11 protein-coding genes, 1 tRNA gene and 1 pseudogene are annotated in these 18,509 nt (G+C 58.3%); 6 read left to right on the forward strand and 7 right to left on the reverse strand.

All coding sequences use genetic code 11. The features are described from left to right. Positions 1-113 precede the first annotated feature (113 nt). From lon to ltrA, 5 genes and pseudogenes are all read left to right on the forward strand, one after another. A complete protein-coding gene (lon, locus tag D3879_RS23005; RefSeq protein WP_119956547.1) occupies positions 114-2,510 on the forward strand; it encodes an endopeptidase La in 2,397 nt (798 codons plus the stop codon). 136 nt (positions 2,511-2,646) lie between these two features. Next, positions 2,647-2,919, forward strand: a complete 273-nt coding sequence (gene hupB / locus D3879_RS23010) for a nucleoid-associated protein HU-beta (protein ID WP_003239952.1) — start codon at positions 2,647-2,649, stop codon at positions 2,917-2,919. A gap of 53 nt (positions 2,920-2,972) precedes the next feature. Beyond that, positions 2,973-3,049: transfer RNA gene (locus tag D3879_RS23015), tRNA-Asp, on the forward strand. A gap of 98 nt (positions 3,050-3,147) precedes the next feature. After that, the gene (locus tag D3879_RS23020; protein WP_119956548.1) at positions 3,148-5,028 is read left to right on the forward strand and encodes a SurA N-terminal domain-containing protein; all 1,881 of its coding nucleotides are present in this window, start codon (positions 3,148-3,150) and stop codon (positions 5,026-5,028) included. A gap of 480 nt (positions 5,029-5,508) precedes the next feature. Continuing rightward, positions 5,509-6,930 (forward strand): annotated as a pseudogene (ltrA, locus tag D3879_RS23030) (group II intron reverse transcriptase/maturase). A 139-nt stretch (positions 6,931-7,069) separates the two neighbouring features. On the opposite strand, the gene fabI reads toward ltrA, so the two are convergent. Genes fabI through D3879_RS23060 form a run of 6 tightly spaced genes read right to left on the reverse strand, consistent with a single transcriptional unit; the run spans position 7,070 to position 15,298 of the window. Then, complete coding sequence (gene fabI, locus D3879_RS23035; RefSeq protein WP_119956551.1) at positions 7,070-7,864, reverse strand: enoyl-ACP reductase FabI; 795 nt, start codon at positions 7,862-7,864, stop codon at positions 7,070-7,072. A gap of 29 nt (positions 7,865-7,893) precedes the next feature. Continuing rightward, positions 7,894-9,516, reverse strand: a complete 1,623-nt coding sequence (locus tag D3879_RS23040) for an ABC transporter ATP-binding protein (RefSeq protein ID WP_177412481.1) — start codon at positions 9,514-9,516, stop codon at positions 7,894-7,896. 1 nt (position 9,517) lies between these two features. Continuing rightward, on the reverse strand, positions 9,518-10,537 hold the full coding sequence (locus D3879_RS23045) for an ABC transporter permease (protein ID WP_119956552.1): 1,020 nt from the start codon (positions 10,535-10,537) through the stop codon (positions 9,518-9,520). Between the two features lies 1 nt (position 10,538). Further along, positions 10,539-11,612 carry a microcin C ABC transporter permease YejB gene (locus tag D3879_RS23050; RefSeq protein ID WP_119956553.1) on the reverse strand — a complete coding sequence of 358 codons (1,074 nt, stop codon included), beginning with the start codon at positions 11,610-11,612 and terminating at the stop codon, positions 10,539-10,541. Beyond that, positions 11,613-13,472 (reverse strand): extracellular solute-binding protein, encoded by a 1,860-nt coding sequence (locus D3879_RS23055; protein WP_119956554.1) that lies wholly within the window; start codon positions 13,470-13,472, stop codon positions 11,613-11,615. Beyond that, complete coding sequence (locus D3879_RS23060; protein ID WP_119956555.1) at positions 13,469-15,298, reverse strand: extracellular solute-binding protein; 1,830 nt, start codon at positions 15,296-15,298, stop codon at positions 13,469-13,471. Before D3879_RS23060 ends, D3879_RS23055 begins: the two co-directional genes overlap by 4 nt. Before the next feature lie 166 nt (positions 15,299-15,464). Here D3879_RS23060 and D3879_RS23065 point away from each other — a divergent pair, with 166 nt between their 5' ends. After that, a complete protein-coding gene (locus D3879_RS23065) occupies positions 15,465-16,886 on the forward strand; it encodes an HDOD domain-containing protein (RefSeq protein WP_420800955.1) in 1,422 nt (473 codons plus the stop codon). On the opposite strand, the gene D3879_RS23070 is transcribed toward D3879_RS23065, so the two are convergent. After that, a complete protein-coding gene (locus D3879_RS23070; protein WP_119956557.1) occupies positions 16,883-18,463 on the reverse strand; it encodes a lytic transglycosylase domain-containing protein in 1,581 nt (526 codons plus the stop codon). The genes D3879_RS23065 and D3879_RS23070 overlap by 4 nt on opposite strands. Positions 18,464-18,509 lie beyond the last annotated feature (46 nt).

Below are 18,509 nucleotides of genomic sequence, written 5' to 3' on the forward strand. Positions count from 1 at the left end.
GCCCCTTTGTATTTCCTGCTGCAGTGCTTGTTTTTTCTCGGGGCTGCCCCCATCTTAGGGTCAAGGGTATTCCCATCTGTTTACGGCCGAATGGCCGCCGTAGAGCCGAAATCATGAAGACAACCGTCGAATTGCCTCTCTTGCCGTTGCGCGATGTTGTGGTCTACCCACACATGGTTATCCCGCTATTCGTGGGGCGCGAGAAATCTATCGAAGCCCTGGAAGCCGCAATGACTGGCGATAAGCAGATTCTTCTGCTTGCGCAGAAAAATCCGGCAGATGACGACCCTGTTGAAGATGCGCTGTACCGTGTCGGGACCGTTGCTACCGTGCTGCAGTTGCTGAAACTGCCGGATGGCACCGTCAAGGTCCTGGTGGAGGGCGAGCAGCGCGGTTCCATTGAGCGCTTTATCGAGGTGGATGGCCATTGCCGCGCTGAGGTTGCGCTGATTGAGGAAGTGGAGGCGGCTGAGCGTGAGTCAGAGGTCTTTACCCGCAGCTTGCTCAGTCAGTTTGAGCAGTATGTTCAGTTGGGAAAGAAGGTGCCTGCAGAGGTTCTTTCCTCGTTGAACAGCATCGATGAGCCAAGTCGCCTAGTCGATACCATGGCGGCGCATATGGCGCTGAAAATCGAGCAGAAGCAGGAAATTCTGGAGATTACCGATCTGTCGCTACGTGTCGAACATGTGCTGGCCTTGTTGGATGCTGAGATTGACCTGTTGCAGGTTGAGAAGCGCATCCGTGGTCGTGTGAAGAAGCAGATGGAGCGCAGTCAGCGCGAGTACTACCTGAATGAGCAAATGAAGGCCATTCAGAAAGAGCTGGGTGATAGCGAAGAAGGCCACAACGAACTCGATGAGCTGAAAAAACGCATCGAAAACGCCGGCTTGACCAAGGAAGCGTACACCAAAGCGCAGGCCGAGCTGAATAAGCTCAAGCAGATGTCGCCGATGTCTGCTGAGGCGACCGTGGTGCGCTCTTATATCGACTGGCTGGTAAATGTGCCCTGGAAGGCTGAAAGCAAGGTGCGTCTTGACCTGGCTAAGGCTGAGGAGATCCTTGATACCGATCACTACGGTTTGGAGGAGGTCAAGGAGCGCATTCTTGAATATCTCGCCGTGCAGAAGCGTGTAAAAAAAGTCAAAGGGCCGGTGCTTTGCTTGGTTGGTCCGCCGGGAGTAGGTAAAACTTCGCTGGCTGAGTCGATTGCCCATGCAACGAATCGCAAGTTCGTGCGCATGGCATTGGGTGGGGTACGTGACGAGGCGGAAATTCGCGGTCACCGCCGGACTTATATCGGCTCAATGCCCGGTCGTTTGATTCAAAAGATGACTAAGGTTGGTGTTCGCAACCCGCTCTTTTTGCTCGATGAGATCGACAAAATGGGCCAAGACATGCGTGGCGATCCTGCTTCTGCATTGTTGGAAGTGCTCGATCCTGAGCAGAACCACAACTTCAATGATCACTATTTAGAAGTCGATTACGACCTCTCGGATGTGATGTTCCTTTGCACCGCAAACTCCATGAATATTCCAGCACCTTTGCTGGATCGTATGGAGGTGATCCGTCTGCCGGGTTATACCGAGGACGAAAAAATCAATATCGCAGTCAAGTACCTGGCGCCCAAGCAGACACAGGCTAATGGCCTGAAAAAGGGTGAGCTGGAGTTTGAGAGTGCGGCAATCCGCGACATGATTCGCTACTACACCCGTGAAGCTGGGGTGCGTAGTCTTGAGCGGCAGATCGCTAAAGTGTGCCGTAAGGCGGTTAAAGAGCACGTCCGCGAGAAGCGTTTCAAGGTGTTGGTAACAGCTGATTCACTTGAGCACTTCCTTGGCGTGAGCAAATATCGCTATGGCTTGGCCGAGCAGCAAGACCAAATTGGCCAGGTTACTGGCTTGGCATGGACGCAAGTAGGTGGTGAGTTGTTGACCATCGAAGCGGCTGTCGTGCCGGGTAAGGGGCAGTTGATCAAGACTGGTTCGCTGGGTGATGTCATGGTTGAATCCATCACCGCCGCACTCACTGTTGTGCGTAGTCGGGCGAAAAGTCTGGGAGTCGCTCTGGACTTCCATGAGAAGCGTGACATCCATATCCATATGCCCGAAGGCGCAACGCCTAAAGATGGGCCCAGCGCAGGCGTAGGCATGTGTACGGCCCTGGTTTCGGCGTTAACGCAGATACCTGTGCGTGCAGATGTGGCGATGACCGGTGAGATCACTCTGCGTGGCCAAGTTCTTGCTATCGGCGGCTTAAAAGAAAAACTGCTTGCGGCGCATCGCGGTGGAATCAAGATCGTGATTATTCCGGAAGAAAACGTGCGCGATCTGAAAGAGATTCCGGAAAATATTAAGCAAGACCTGCAGATTAAACCGGTTAAATGGATTGACGAGGTCCTGCAAATTGCGCTGCAATACGCCCCGGAGCCCTTGCCCGATGCGGCTCCAGAGATGGTTGCAAAGGATGACACACGCGAGACTGATTCCAAGGAGCGAATTAGCACGCATTAGCCGGGGGGCTTCCTTGACACATTTTTAGAGCCCTTGTTATAAAGCGGCTCTTCTTGTGTCAGCAGGCCATCCAGCACCCGCTTTGCTTTCACCCAAAATTAAGAAATAAACTCAAACAGGAATAAGGGGACTTAGAGTGAACAAGTCGGAACTGATTGATGCTATCGCTGCATCTGCTGATATCCCGAAAGCTGTCGCTGGCCGTGCGCTGGACGCAGTAATCGAATCCGTCACTGGCGCTCTCAAGGCTGGTGATTCTGTAGTACTAGTTGGTTTCGGTACCTTTGCCGTTAAAGAGCGTGCTGCTCGCACTGGCCGCAACCCGCAGACTGGTAAGCCGATCAGCATTGCTGCTGCTAAGATCCCAGGCTTCAAAGCTGGTAAAGCTCTGAAAGACGCCGTTAACTAAGCGTCTTTCGGGCCTTTGCCCATCCTGGTCAGGGTCATTCCTGATCAGGCAGCGGAGCGGTAGTTCAGTCGGTTAGAATACCGGCCTGTCACGCCGGGGGTCGCGGGTTCGAGTCCCGTCCGCTCCGCCAGTTACGAGAAGGCGCATCCTCGGATGCGCCTTTCTTCTATCCGGATTCTACCCACGCTCCACGGCCGCTTTTTCAGTACGGTCGTTTCTGGGGGACGCATGCTGCAGAATATCAGGGACAATTCACAAGGCTGGATTGCCAAGACCATTATCGGTGTCATCGTCGTCTTGATGGCGCTGACGGGCTTCGACGCTATCTTCAATGCCACGGGTAGCCGCCAGAGTGCTGCCGACGTTAACGCCGAAGAAATCAGTCAGAACGAGCTGAGTCAGGCGGTGGAAATGCAACGCCGTCAGTTGATGCAAAAGCTTGGTAAAGATTTTGATGCCTCGTTGTTGGACGACAAGCTATTACGCGAAGCCGCTCTCAAGGGCCTGATCGAGCGCAAGCTGCTGCTGCAAGGGGCTAAAGATTCAGATTTCGCCTTCTCCCAGCCGGCTATCGATCAACTGGTTTTGCAAACGCCAGAGTTTCAGGTGGATGGCAAGTTCAGCTCGACTCGCTTCGACGAAGTCATCCGCCAGATGGGCTATACCCGTCTGCAGTTCCGCCAGATGCTCGAGCAGGAGATGCTGATCGGTCAACTGCGTGCCGGGCTGGCTGGTAGCGGCTTCGTGACCGACGATGAAGTCCAGGCCTTTGCTCGCCTTGAGAGGCAGACCCGCGATTTCGCTACCCTGACCCTCCAGGCTGATGCCAAAGCCGTGAAGCTCACTGATGATGAGATCAAGGCTTACTACGACGAGAATGCCAAGCAGTTCATGAGTCCTGAGCAAGTTGTGCTCGAGTACCTTGAGCTGAAAAAGGAAGCCTTCTTCGACAAGGTTGAAGTCAAAGACGAAGACCTGCAGGCGCTCTATCAGAAGGAAGTTTCCAATCTGGCCGAGCAGCGCCAAGCTGCGCATATTCTCGTTGAGATCAACGATAAGCAGACCGACGAACAGGCCAAGACGAAGATCGAAGAAGTCAAAAAACGCCTGGCCCAAGGTGAAGACTTCGCGGTACTGGCCAAAGAGTTCTCTCAAGACCCTGGCTCCGCTGCCAACGGTGGTGACCTTGGTTATGCCGGCCCAGGAGTCTACGACCCCGCCTTCGAAGAGGCGCTCTATGCCTTGCAGAAGAACGAAGTATCCGCTCCAGTGCGCAGTACTTACGGCTGGCATCTGATCAAGTTGCTGGGTGTACAGGCTCCAGAAGTCCCAAGCTTTGCCAGTTTGAAAGATAAACTGACGCGTGACCTGAAGACGCAGCAAGTTGAACAGCGTTTCGTCGAAGTGACGAAAGAGTTGGAAAGCTCTGCATTCGAGGCTTCCGACCTGGCACAGCCGGCTCAAGAGCAAGGGCTGGTAGTCAAAACCAGCGCACCTTTCGGTCGTGATGGGGGCGAAGGTCTGACGGCTAACCGCCAAGTCATTCAGGCGGCGTTCAGCCCTGAGGTATTGGAGGAGGGTGCCAATAGCGGGGCTATCGAACTGGATCCCGATACGGTGGTGATCCTGCGCGCCAAAGAGCATAAGAAGCCTGAGCAATTGCCGCTCGAGCAGGTGGTCGCCAGTATCCGCGAGCACTTGACGCAGGTGCGGGCTAGCGAGGCTGTTGAGGCTAAAGGCCAGGCGTTGCTAAGCGCTTTACGTGAAGGCAAAACGCCGGTGGCGCAGGCGCAGGCGCAGGATGGTCAGGCCTGGAAGGTCGTGGAAGCGGCGACGCGCAGCCAGGAAGGTGTTGAGCCGGTCGTACTGCAAGCACTTTTTCGCATGCCGAAGCCTGAAGGCGCCGACAAGCCTAGCTTTGCGGGTGTGACGCTGGGCAATGGCGATTACGTGTTGCTGCAGCTGAAAGGTGTCAGTGAGCCGGAAGAAGCGTTAAGCGATGAAGAGAAGGGGATGTATCGCCGTTTCTTGGCATCGCGCAGTGGCCAGCAGGATTTTGCTGCCTTCCGTAACCAGCTGGAAGCCAAGGCGAAGATCGAGCGCTTCTAAGCGCACGCTATTCTGCCCATGAAAAAGGCCGCTCATTGAGCGGCCTTTTCTTTGTGCGCCAGGCATGGCGCGTTGCGCGTAAGCGCAGCCAGCTTGGCTGTGGTGGCCACGCTGGTGACTTGGAGGTGAAAGTCCTCTGCACACCCGGCAAGGGGAAGTGTTAGTCGAAGGCAAGGGTGTCGCGGGCGACTGCGAATCTGAAGGAAGCCCTAGGCAAAATGCTGGCCTGACGAACAGGAAGCGGATAGAGGCGGCGTGGTGGGGTGAGGTGGCAAAGATCACTAAAGCCCAATACTTGCACGGAACGCTACGACGTAGATCCGACAGGCATAAGCAGGAAGGTCGCGCGAATTACCCTGGGAGATCTGTACGTTTGCCACTGTGCTACCTCGCGCCGCGAGGCGCCGGGATGAGCGTGCAGAAGTCAGCCGAGGCCGTAGTAAGTGGCGAATAACCGCGCCACCAAGGGCCGAACAGGTTATGCCGCCAGTAGGCGTCAGAGTCTCGTTGAATACCGAAATGCAGAAATTTCTCCCAGAGAAGACTGTTACTCCGAGTCCCGGACAGAATCCGAGGGCAACGACTGACAGCGTGCAGGTATCGACGGCGTCTGTGGCGTGAACGAAAGCGGAGCCGGACACGCTGATGGCGCGGGTACTTGCACCGGCCAACCTCAAGCGTGCGTATCACCGCGTGGTCAGCAACAAGGGCGCGCCGGGTGCCGATGGCATGACGGTCGACGAATTAGCGGGCTACGTGAAACAGTATTGGCCAACCCTCAAGGCAAGGCTGCTGGCCGGCGAGTATCACCCACAAGGTGTACGCGCCGTCGAAATTCCCAAGCCCAAAGGCGGCACAAGACAGCTGGGTATCCCCAGCGTCGTGGACCGCTTGATCCAACAGGCACTGCTGCAACAGCTCACGCCGATCTTCGACCCACTGTTCTCAGATTACAGCTACGGCTTCCGTCCGGGCAGAAGCGCTCACCAAGCTATCGAAACAGCCCGTGCCCATGTGGCGGCGGGTCACCGCTGGTGCGTGGAACTCGATCTGGAGAAGTTCTTTGATCGGGTCAGCCGCGATGTGTTGATGGCCCATGTGCAGCGTCAAGTTGAAGACAAACGGGTGCTCAGGCTTATTCGCCGTTATCTCGAGGCCGGAGTGATGTCGGGCGGGATCGCCAGTCGACGGCAGGAAGGGACGCCGCAAGGCGGCCCGCTCTCGCCGTTGCTGTCGAACATTCTGCTCAACGAGCTCGACCAAGAGCTGACGCGGCGGGGCCATCGCTTCGTGCGTTATGCCGATGACGCGAACATTTACGTGCGCAGTCAGCGGTCTGGCGAACGAGTGATGGCCAGCGTTGAGCGCTTCCTGAGTCAGCGGCTGAAACTGGTGCTGAACCGGGATAAGAGCCGAGTGGCACGCTCGTGGGTTTGCGACTACCTGGGCTATGGGATGAGCTGGCATCAACAACCAAGACTGAGAGTGGCCCCCCTGAGCCTGCGTCGCTTGCGCGACCGACTCAGGGGGCTGCTGCGCCGCGCGCGGGGCTGCAAGATGGCGACTGTCATCGAGCGGATAAACCCAGTGCTGCGCGGCTGGGCCGGCTACTTCAAGCTGAGCCAGAGCAAGCGGCCACTTGAGGAGCTTGATGGCTGGGTTCGCCATAAACTTCGTTGTGTCATTTGGCGCCAATGGAAACGGCCCTCTACGAGGGCGCGCAACCTGTTGCACCTAGGACTTAGCGAAGCGCGGGCCTATACATCAGCGGGCAACGGTCGAGGCCTATGGTGGAACTCGGGAGCGCCACATATGAATCAGGCGTTACCGAAGAAGCTGTGGGATCAACTCGGAGTGGTCTCGATACTGGATACGATAAACGGGCTTAGCCGCATAACTTGAACCGCCGTATACGGAACCGTACGTACGGTGGTGTGAGAGGACGGCGGCTGTGAAGCCGCCTCCTACTCGATTGTTGCTGACCCGTCCTGAATAAGGTTGATACGTTTAACCTTATTTTCAGGACTAGACATGCGTTTAATCAGTCTTCGATAGCGCCCATGGCGGTGGTGTTGAAACCGCCGTCCACGTACATGATTTCGCCGCTGATGCCCGACGCGAGGTCAGAGCAGAGGAAGGCGCCGGCATTGCCGACTTCCTCGATGGTTACGTTACGGCGCATCGGGGTCTGCGCTTCGTTGGCGGCGAGCATCTTGCGAAAGCTCTTGATGCCGGAAGCGGCCAAGGTACGGATCGGGCCAGCAGAGACTGCGTTAACGCGGGTGCCTTCCGGGCCAAGGCTGCCGGCCAAGTAGCGTACACCAGCTTCCAGGCTGGCTTTGGCCATGCCCATGACGTTGTAATTCGGCATGGTGCGCTCGGCGCCAAGGTAGGACAGGGTCAACAGGCTGCCGTTGCGGCCTTTCATCATTTCGCGTCCGGCTTTAGCCAGGGCGACGAAGCTGTAGGCGCTGATGTCGTGAGCAATGCGGAAGCCTTCACGGGTAGTGACTTCGGTGAAGTCGCCATTCAGTTGATCGCCTGGAGCAAAACCGACCGAGTGGACGATGACGTCGAGGCCGTCCCACTTCTTGCCCAGTTCTTCGAAGACCTTGGCGATCTCTTCGTCGTTGGCCACGTCACAAGGGAAGCACAGGTCGGCGCTGGAGCCCCAGCCTGCGGCGAACTCTTCGACACGACCTTTGAGTTTGTCGTTCTGGTAGGTGAAGGCAAGTTCTGCGCCCTCGCGATGCATGGCGGCAGCGATGCCGGATGCGATGGACAGTTTACTGGCGACACCGACGATCAGTACGCGCTTACCGGCGAGAAAACCCATGGTGTTATTCCTCTTCCTGCTTTCAAGGATTAATCTGCAGTCACTGGCGCCATAAAAGCGGCTTCCAGCAACTGCTGTGTATAAATGTGCTGTGGCGCGGCGAAGATAGCCTCTGCCGGCCCCTGTTCAACTACCTGACCCTGCTTGACCACCATCAAGTGGTGGCTGAGCGCCTTGACCACCGCCAAGTCATGGCTGATGAACAGGTAAGTCAGGTTGTACTTGCTCTGCAATGATCGCAGTAGTTCTACCACTTGACGCTGGACCGTGCGGTCGAGCGCCGAAGTAGGTTCGTCCAGCAATATCAGCGCCGGTTTGAGCACGAGTGCCCGAGCAATGGCAATCCGCTGCCGTTGCCCACCGGAAAATTCGTGGGGGTAGCGGTGCCGAGTTTCCGGATCCAGACCTACCTCCAGGAGCGCGTCGATTATTGCCTGTTCCTGCTCTGTTTCAGTGCCCATCTTATGGATGCGCAGACCTTCTCCGACAATTTCGCCCACTGACATACGTGGGCTGAGGCTGCCGAACGGGTCCTGGAACACCACCTGCATCTGTCGCCGCAGCGGGCGAACCTGGTGCTGCGACAAACCGTTCAACGTCTGACCCTGAAAGCGTATGGCGCCCTGACTGCCGATCAGCCGCAGGATTGCCAAACCCAAGGTGGATTTTCCGGAACCGCTTTCACCGACGATGCCTAGGGTTTGGCCCTGAGGCAGGCTGAAATTGATTCCGTCCACCGCTTTTACGTAATCGACTGTGTGGCGCAGTAACCCTTTCTTGATCGGGAACCACACCCGCAGGTCATCGACTTCCAGTAGCGGTGCGCCAGCAGGGTTGGTTGCAGGCTTGCCGCTGGGTTCGGCGCCGAGCAATTCCTGGGTATAGGGATGCTGTGGCGCATGGAACAGTTCGTCGCATGACGCCTGTTCGACGATCCGACCGCGCTGCATGACACATACTCGATGCGCAATTCGCCTGACTAGATTGAGATCGTGGGTGATTAACAGCAGTGCCATGCCCAGGCGCGCCTGCAATTCCTTGAGCAGTTCGAGGATTTTCAACTGCACGGTGACGTCCAGTGCAGTCGTCGGCTCATCGGCAATCAGTAGTTCCGGCTCATTGGCCAGTGCCATGGCGATCATCACGCGTTGCCGTTGACCGCCTGAGAGCTCGTGAGGGAAGGCCTTGAGCCGTTTGTGTGGCTCAGGGATGCCGACCAGCTCCAGCAGTTCCAGGGTGCGTCTGGTGGCGGCCTTGCCGCTCAGCCCCTTGTGCAGGGCGAGCACTTCGTTGACTTGCTTCTCGATGCTATGCAGTGGGTTGAGTGAGGTCATCGGCTCTTGAAAAACCATGGCGATGCGGTTGCCACGAATGCCGCGTAGCTTGTTTTCGTTGAGCTTGAGCAGGTCGTGACCGGCATAGTGGATGCTGCCCGAAGGATGACGAGCCAGCGGGTAGGGCAGTAGACGCAAAATCGAATGGGCGGTGACCGACTTGCCTGAACCACTCTCGCCGACCAGCGCCAGGGTTTCGCCGCGGCGAATATCGAAGCTAACGCCTTCCACAACGCGCTGTACGTTCTCGCCCATTACGAACTCGACGGCCAGGTCGCGCACTTCAATCAAATTTTGGGCTTGCAGATTCTCAGCCATCTTATTTCCTCGGGTCGAAGGCATCGCGTGCGGCTTCGCCGATAAACACCAATAAGGTCAGCATCAGGCCTAGCACGGCAAAGGCGCTGATCCCCAGCCAAGGAGCCTGCATATTGGATTTGCCCTGGGCGACCAATTCGCCCAGCGAAGGCGCGCCGGGCGGCAGGCCGAAGCCAAGGAAGTCCAGGGCGGTGAGGGTGCCGATGGCGCCAGTGAGGATGAATGGCATGAAGGTCATGGTCGAGATCATGGCGTTCGGCAGGATGTGACGGAACATGATGGCGACGTTCTGCATCCCTAGCGCGCGGGCAGCGCGGACATATTCCAGGTTGCGCCCACGGAGGAACTCGGCGCGCACCACATCGACCAGGCTCATCCAGGAGAACAGCAGCATGATGCCCAGCAGCCACCAGAAGTTCGGCTGCACGAAGCTGGCGAGGATGATCAGCAGATAAAGCACCGGCAGCCCCGACCAGACTTCGAGGAAGCGCTGGCCGAGCAGGTCGACCCAGCCGCCATAAAAGCCCTGCAGGGCGCCGGCGATCACGCCGATGATCGAGCTGAGGATGGTCAGCGTTAGGGCGAACAGCACCGAGATACGGAAGCCATAGATCACCCGGGCGAGCACATCACGGCCCTGGTCGTCGGTGCCTAGCAGGTTCTCCGCCGAGGGTGGCGCCGGGGCCGGCACCTTCAAGTCGTAATTGATACTCGAATAGCTGAAGGGGATCGGCGGCCACAGGATCCAGCCATCCTTCGCTGCGATCAGCTCGCGGATATACGGGCTCTTGTAGTTGGCCTCCAGAGGGAATTCGCCACCGAAAGCGGTCTCCGGGTAGCGCTTCGCGACCGGGAAGTACCACTCGCCGGCGTAACGCACTGCCAGCGGTTTGTCGTTGGCGATCAGCTCGGCACCGAGGCTGAGGATAAACAGTCCGAGGAACAGCCAGAGGGACCACCAGCCGCGCTTGTGGGCCTTGAGGCGTGCGAAGCGGCGTTGATTCAGCGGGGAGAGTTTCATCTCAACCCTCCCGATTTTCGAAGTCGATACGCGGATCGACCAGAGTGTAGGTGATGTCACCGATCAATTTCACGATCAGCCCGACCAAGGTGAAGATGAAGAGGGTGCCGAATACCACTGGGTAATCACGGTTGATCGCGGCCTCGAAGCTCATCAGTCCCAGGCCGTCGAGGGAGAAGATCACCTCGATCAGCAGTGAGCCGGTGAAGAAAATACCGATGAAGGCCGCCGGGAAGCCAGCGATGATCAGCAGCATGGCATTGCGAAACACATGGCCATAGAGCACACGGGTTTCCGTCAGGCCTTTGGCGCGGGCGGTAACCACGTATTGTTTGTTGATTTCGTCGAGGAAGCTGTTTTTGGTCAGGAACGTCAGGGTGGCGAAGTTGCCGATCACCAGGGCGGTTACCGGCAGCACCAGATGCCAGAAATAGTCGAGGACTTTGCCGCCGAGGCTGAGTTCGTCGAAGTTGTTCGAGGTCAGCCCCCTGAGCGGGAACCAGTCGAAATAGCTGCCGCCGGCGAACAGCACTATCAACAGGATGGCGAACAGGAAGGCCGGGACCGCATAGCCGACGATGATCGCCGAGCTGGTCCAGACGTCGAAGGTGCTGCCATGCCGGGTGGCTTTGGCGATACCCAGCGGGATGGACACCAGATACATGATCAGGGTGCTCCACAGCCCAATGGAGATGGACACCGGCATCTTCTCGATGATCAGGTCGGTGACCTTGGCGTCGCGAAAGAAGCTCTCACCGAAGTCCAGTTGCGAATAGCTTTTCAGCATCAGCCAGAAACGCTCGGGGGCCGGTTTATCGAAGCCGTACATGCGCTCGATCTCATGCACCAACTCGGGGTCCAGGCCCTGGGCACCGCGATAGTTGGATCCGGCCACGGCCACTTCTGCACCGCCGCCAGCGATGCGGCTGGTGGCGCCTTCGAAACCCTCGAGTTTGGCGATCATCTGCTCCACCGGGCCGCCAGGCGCGGCCTGGATGATGATGAAGTTGATCAGCAGGATGCCGAACAGTGTGGGGATGATCAGCAGCAGCCGGCGCAGAATATAGGTGAGCATTTATTCGGCTTCCTTAGGTGCTGGTTGGGGCTGCGCTTCTGATTGTGGTTGGCCAGGATCGGCTGTTTCGCTGCTTTGCCACCAGGTCATCAGACCGTAGTCGTAGCGGGGCGTGGCGGCTGGGCGGCCAAACTTATTCCAGTAGGCGACGCGCCAAGTATCGACGTAGTAGTTGGGTATCACGTAGTGGCCCCACAGCAGCACGCGATCCAAGGCGCGGGCGTGCTCGATCAGGCTCTGCCGGGAGTCGGCGCGGATGACCCCCTCGACCAGTTGGTCGATCGCCGGGTTGCGCAGACCAATGAAGTTGCGGCTGCCGGGGCTGTCAGCGCTGCTGGAGTGCCAGAATTCGCGCTGTTCGTTGCCTGGCGAGTTGGATTGCCCCCACGTGGCGTTGGTCATGTCGAAGTCACGTGAGCGCAGGCGGTTGACGAACTGCGAGGCGTCGACCCGGCGAATCTGCATGTCGATGCCCAGTTCGGCCAGGTTGCGCATGAACGGCAGCAGGATGCGCTCCATATTGGTCTGGTACAGCATGAACTCGAACACCAGCGGTTTGCCGTCCGGGCCGACCATTTTGTCATTCTCGATGCGGTAGCCGGCATCCAGCAGCAGTTGATAGGCCTTGCGTTTCTGCTCACGAATGATGCCGTCGCCATTGTTGACCGGCGGCTGGTAGACCTGGCTGAAGACTTCCAGCGGAATCTGCGCGCGTAACGGCTCGAGAATCTTCAGCTCTTTTGCGTCCGGCAGGGCATGGGCGGCCATTTCCGAGTTTTCGAAGTAGCTGCTGTTGCGCTTGTAGGAGCCGAAAAACAGCTGTTTGTTCGACCATTCGAAGTCGAACAGTAGACCGATCGCTTCGCGCACGCGGCGATCCTGGAACAGCGGACGGCGGATATTGAAGGCGAAGGCCTGCATGCCCACCGAGTTGTGGTTGGCAATGGCTTCTTTAATGATGCGGCCGTCGCGCAAGGGCGGGCTGTCGTAACCGGTTGCCCAGTCCTTGGCGGAATACTCCAGGTTCATGTCGAACTGCCCAGCTTTGAAGGCTTCCAGGGCCACGGACATGTCGCGATAGTAGTCGACGACGATGGCGTCGAAGTTGTAATAGCCACGATTGACCGGTAGATCCTTGCCCCACCAGTCTTTCACCCGCTCGAAGCGGAGGGTGCGCCCCGCGGCGACGGACGTAATCCGGTATGGCCCGCTGCCGAGCGGTGGTTCGAGATTGGACTTGGAGAAGTCGCGCGTCGCCCACCAATGTTTAGGCAAGATTTGCAGTTGGCCAAGAATCAGCGGCAGTTCACGGTTACCGGCATGTTTGAAGTCGAAACGCACACGCAGCGGGTCTTCGGCGACCACCTTGTCGACGTCCGCATAGTAGTTGCGGTACATCGGGTCGCCGTTCTTGAGTAGGGTCTCGAAGGTGAAGATCACATCCTCGGCGGTGACCGGGGTGCCATCGTTGAAGCGGGCTTTCGGGTTCAGATAGAAGCGCACATAGCTGCCATCTGCCGCCTTCTCGATTTTTTCGGCGAGCAGACCGTACTCAGTGAAGGGTTCGTCTGGTGAGTGGTAGGTCAGGCTGTCGTAGATCAGGTTGAGCTGATCCGCCGCAACTCCTTTGGGAATGAAGGCGTTGAGGCTGTCGAAGCCACCGTTACCGGCAAGTCGCAGAGTGCCGCCTTTCGGTGCGTCCGGGTTTACATAGGCGAAGTGTTTGAAGTCGGCCGGGTACTTGGCCGGCTCGTCATACAGGGTAAGAGCATGTTTCGGCGTAGCCTGGCTGAGGCTGGCCAGGCTCAAGAGCAGGACGCCGCTGCCGTGCAGCAGCAGGGCGCGCAAAGTGCTCGTCATTGGGCGTTCTCCGTGGGCTTCAGCCACCAGGCCCGCAAACCCAAGGTGTAGGGCGGCGTGGTGATGAAGGCGAACCGGTTGCGGTACGCCAGGCGATGATAGTTGAGGTACCAATTGGGAATGCTGTAGTGCTGCGAGAGCAGGACGCGATCCAGGGCGCGAGCAGCTGCTACCTGTTCGTCGCGGGTCTGCGCGGCCAGCAACTGTTCGAGCATGCTGTCGATCACCGGGTGGGCGACGCCGGCGTAGTTTTTGCTGCCTTTGACGCCGACCTGGCTGGAGTGGAAATACTGCCATTGCTCCAGGCCTGGGCTGAGGGTTTGCGGCAGGGTCATCAGAATCATGTCGAAATCGAATTGGTCCAGGCGCTGTTTGTACTGGGCACGATCCACGGTACGCAGATTGGCCTGAATGCCGATGCTGGCGAGGTTCTCGCTATAGGGCTGGAGGATGCGCTCAAGGTTCGGGTTTACCAGCAAAATCTCAAAACGCAGCGGTTCACCGCGGTTGTTCAGCAGGCGTTGCCCGGAGGGTTTCCAGCCGGCTTCGGCTAATAGACCCAGCGCGCGGCGCAGGGTTTCCCGCGGGATGCCGCGCCCGTCAGTTTGCGGCACGCTGAAGGGCTCGGTAAACAGGCTCGCGGGCAACTGTTTGCGGTAGGGCGAGAGCAGCAGCCATTCGCGGCCCTCGGGTTTTCCGACAGCTGAGAACTCGCTGTTCGGGTAGTAGCTCTTGGCGCGCGTGTAGGCGCTATTGAACAACGTGCGGTTGGTCCACTCGAAATCGAACATCAAGCCCATGGCCTCACGCACCTTGCTCTCGGCAAAGGTGGCGCGGCGGCTGTTCATGAACAGCCCCTGGGTCTGCGTGGGGATTCGATGGGGGATCTCGGCGCGGATCACTTCACCGCGGATGACGGCGGGGAAACGGTAGCCGTTGGCCCAATTTTTCGCCTGATGCTCGATGTAGAAGTCGAATTCGCCAGCCTTGAAGGCCTCGAACGCGACATCGCTGTCCCGGTAGAACTCCACCGCGACCCGGTCGAAATTGTACTTGCCGTGGTTGGCCGGCAGCTTCTCGCCCCACCAGTCTTTCACCCGCTCGAACACCAGTTGGCGGCCGGGCAGCACGTGGGTGACCTTGTACGGTCCGCTACCCAGTGGTGGCTCGAAGGTAGTGGCTTTGAAGTCGCGGTTTTTCCAGTAGTGCTGTGGCAATACCGGTAGTTCGCCGAGACGCAGAATCAGCAGCGGATTGCCGGCCCGTTTGAAGACGAAGCGGATGCGGTGACGGCCGAGAATATCGACCCGTTGCACTTCCTGCAGGTTAGTACGGTATTGCGGATGCCCCTCCTTGAGCAGCAGGTGGTAGGAGAACGCGACGTCGTAGGCGGTGATCGGCTTGCCGTCATGGAAGCGTGCTTCAGGGCGCAGGTTGAACACCACCCAACTGCGATCCTCGTTGTATTCCACCGACTGGGCAATCAAGCCATAGCTGGAGGCCGGCTCGTCACCGGAGGGGTCGTAGTGCCCGGTGCCGGCCATCAACGGTTCGTTTAGCTCGGTCACCCCATACTGCTGAAAATTGGGTGTGGACGATGGGCTGGTGCCCTTGAAGGTGTAGGGGTTGAGCGTATCGAAGGTGCCGAAGGCCATTACTCGGATAGTGCCGCCCTTGGGCGCATCAGGGTTGACCCAGTCGAAATGGGTAAAACTGGCGGGATACTTGAGAGCACCGAACTGGGCATAACCATGGCTTTCGCTGATGGTTGCGAAAGCGGGAAAGCTCATGGCCAGGCTGAGGAACAGCAAGAGGAGGGGACGCATCAGGCGAGGGATCCGATCCGTGGCGGCTTTGGGCTTCTTGGTCGGTACAGTAACAGCTTGTATCCGCTGGAAAAAGAGCAAGCCCTGTGGCTGGGGAAACGGGCATTATGGCGACATTGGATTAACCCACCGCGAGGTTCTCATCTTGGCAACACGCAGCCATGGTTTGCAGTCATGGATTGATCGATTAAACAACGCCGAGTTACCTGCTTTGGCTGCAGTAGTGCAGGATCTGCACCGACTGGCTCAGGAAGAAAAGGCCTCGGTGCAGCAATTGGCCGATGTGCTGTTGCGTGATGCTTCCTTGACCTCCAAGGTGCTGCGCGTCGGCAACAGCGTCTATTACAACCCTTCGCAAGAGTCGATTCGCACTATCTCGCGGGCCATCGTGTTGATCGGCTTCGATAATGTGCGGCTGATCGGGCTCTCGGTCAGCCTGATCGACGGCCTGCTCACACGCGCCCCGCGTGAGCAGTTGCAGGAGTTGCTCGCACGCTCCTTTCACGCGGCAGTGCAGGCGCGCAACATCGCCGGTTATGTCCTCTCTAAGCACCAGGAAGAGGTGTTTATCGCCGCGCTGCTCTACCACCTGGGTGCGCTGGCGTTCTGGGGCTGTGGTGGCGAGCAGGCTGATGAGTTGGCCAGTGCGTTGGCTCAGCCTGGGGTGGATGCGGACGAGGCGGTGCGTGAGGTGCTGGGCACCAGCTTTCGTCAGTTGACGCAGGGGCTGGTTAAAAGCTGGAACCTGGGGGAGATCGTCACTCTGGCGCATAACAGCGCCAGCCATAATGATCCCGCCGTGTATGCCGTCAGCCTTGGTACACGTATCAGTGAGGCGGCGTTGGACGGCTGGGATTCGCCGGGGGTGGAAGCGCTCATCCTGCAACTGGCCGACTTTATCGGGATCAGCCCGGAAGATGCACTGCAACAGGTGCTGGCCAGCGCCGATGAAGCGGTCAAGGTGGCGGCCACCTTCGGCGCGAGCAAGTTGTGTCGTTTGATCCCGTCGACCGACCCCGAGCTGATCCGTGTGCAGCAAGAGCAGCGCAAGGCGCGTTTGCTGCAAGCCGATCTGCTGGTGCTCCAGCAAGCGCTGCAGGATCTCGGGCTGATGGTTTCCAAACGGGGCGATATCGGACTGATTCTCGACGCCTTATTCAAAGGCTTACATCAGGGCGCAGGGCTTGAGCGGGTGATGCTGGCGGTGTTGGCCGATGAACAGAGCCGTTTCCGCGTCAAGCGCGCAGTGGGCGAAGATACCCAGCGCTGGTTGACGGACTTCGTGTTACCGGCGGAGCAGCGAGAGCAGCCGCATATTTTCAGTTATGTGCTGCGCCACAGGGAGGCGCTGTGGATGGGTGTGCCGGCCAGCTACAACTTGAATGAGCTAGTGACCCAGCCGATTCGGCAATGCTTGGGGCAGGGAATGTTCTTTATTGCGCCATTGCTGGCGGGGACGCGGCAGATCGGCGTGCTATATGCCGATAGTCGGGTTTCTGGGCGAGCGCTCAAACATGAGCAGTTCGTGGCCTTTCAGCGTTTTACTCAGCTGACTGGGCGCTGCCTGGAGGCGCTGAGTAAGCGTTAGCGGCCGCTGAGATAGAGGGTAATAGTCTGGCCAGGTGTGAGGTCCTGGCTAGTGCGTGGGTTCCAGGTCTTCAGGTGTTGCATCTCAACTTTGAAGCGTTTGGCGATCAGGTACATCGAATCGCCTTTCTGCACCTTGTAATAGGTGATCGCTTCACGTCCTTTGCTTTCACGTCCTTTGCTGGCGCTACGCGTCGCGGGTTTGTCGCCTTGCAACGCGAGTGTCTGCCCCGCCTTGACGCCGTTGGCGGAGAGCTTGTTCCAGCGTCGTAGGTCTTGGACGTCGACATTGTTGGCTTTGGCGATCTGCCACAGGTTGTCGCCATTCTTGACGCGGTAGCTGCGCGGCGCTTCTTCGCGGCGGGCGATATTCTGGAATAGCGGTTGCGTAGGTTTCACGCCGGGTTGCGCGGGAATACTGAGAACCTGGCCGACGCGCAAGTGATTGCCCGGCAGATGGTTAATCTCCTTGAGGGTGTTCACCGTCAGGTGATAGCGGTTGGCGATGCCATGCAGGCTGTCGCCAGTGCGCACCCGGTATTCCTGCCAATCCACCAGCTCTTGCGGTTTCATCATGGACAGGTTGGCGGCCAGCAGCTCGGCTTTTTCCGTGGGCACCAGCAGTTGTTGCGGGCCATCCAGGGTGATGCGTTTCTTGAAGGCCGGGTTGAGCTGGTACAGCTCATCTTCGTCAACATTGGCCATGGCGGCGACGCGCGATAGATCCATACGTTGATTGATCTCGACCACTTCGAAATACGGCTCGTTGGCGATCGGGTCGAGGTTGATGCCATAAGCGTCGGGGGCCATTACCAGCTGTGACAAGGCCAGCAGCTTGGGCACGTAGTCCTGAGTTTCCTTGGGCAGTGGCAGGTTCCAGTAGTCGGTCGGCAGGCCGAGTTTCTGGTTGCGCTCAATGGCCCGGCTAACGGTGCCTTCGCCGGCGTTGTAGGCGGCTAGGGCGAGCAGCCAATCGCCGTTAAACATCTCATGCAGGCGCGAGAGGTAATTCATCGCCGCGTTGGTCGAGGCGGTGATGTCGCGGCGGCCGTCGTACCAACTGGTCTGCTGCAAGTTGAAGTGACGGCCGGTGGACGGAATGAATTGCCACAGGCCGGCAGCATCGCTGCGCGAATAGGCGAAGGGGTTGTAAGAGCTTTCGATGACCGGCAACAAGGCCAGTTCGAGCGGCATGTTGCGCTCTTCGAGACGCTCGACCACATAGTGGATATACAGGCTGCCACGGCCGCTGGCGCTTTCAAGGTAGGAGGGCTTACTGGCGAACCACAGACGCTGCTGCTCGATGCGCGGGTTGATGCCGATTTCGTCCTGGAGTTTGAAGCCGGCGCGCATCCGATCCCAGATGTCCTGGGGTTTTACCGGTTCTGGCGTGTCTGTCAGCCATTGCGGTTGTTGTTGCATGCCGACCGCCAGATCGGTGTCGCGCCCGGGGTCATCGTCACGACTACTGCCCATGTTTTGGCAGCCGGCGAGGGTCGCCGCGCAGACCACTACAAGCGCTCGTGCGGCCCGTGCCAATGCGTCTAAATCTAGTGTCTTGCGAGCTGATGACGACATTGGCTGGGAGGTTATTCCAGGCGAAAGGTCGGGCGATTCTAGGAAC

The sequence above is a fragment of the Pseudomonas cavernicola genome (assembly GCF_003596405.1).
GTDB lineage: Bacteria > Pseudomonadota > Gammaproteobacteria > Pseudomonadales > Pseudomonadaceae > Aquipseudomonas > Aquipseudomonas cavernicola.

Bases quoted from the DNA above. Each gene is read 5' to 3' on its own strand.
- D3879_RS23070 (WP_119956557.1), bottom strand. From the start codon at position 18,463: ATGTCGTCATCAGCTCGCAAGACACTAGATTTAGACGCATTGGCACGG.
- fabI (WP_119956551.1), bottom strand. From the start codon at position 7,864: ATGGGTTTTCTCGCCGGTAAGCGCGTACTGATCGTCGGTGTCGCCAGT.
- D3879_RS23045 (WP_119956552.1), bottom strand. From the start codon at position 10,537: ATGAAACTCTCCCCGCTGAATCAACGCCGCTTCGCACGCCTCAAGGCC.
- D3879_RS23020 (WP_119956548.1), top strand. From the start codon at position 3,148: ATGCTGCAGAATATCAGGGACAATTCACAAGGCTGGATTGCCAAGACC.
- D3879_RS23040 (WP_177412481.1), bottom strand. From the start codon at position 9,516: ATGGCTGAGAATCTGCAAGCCCAAAATTTGATTGAAGTGCGCGACCTG.
- lon (WP_119956547.1), top strand. From the start codon at position 114: ATGAAGACAACCGTCGAATTGCCTCTCTTGCCGTTGCGCGATGTTGTG.
- D3879_RS23055 (WP_119956554.1), bottom strand. From the start codon at position 13,472: ATGACGAGCACTTTGCGCGCCCTGCTGCTGCACGGCAGCGGCGTCCTG.
- D3879_RS23060 (WP_119956555.1), bottom strand. From the start codon at position 15,298: ATGCGTCCCCTCCTCTTGCTGTTCCTCAGCCTGGCCATGAGCTTTCCC.
- D3879_RS23050 (WP_119956553.1), bottom strand. From the start codon at position 11,612: ATGCTCACCTATATTCTGCGCCGGCTGCTGCTGATCATCCCCACACTG.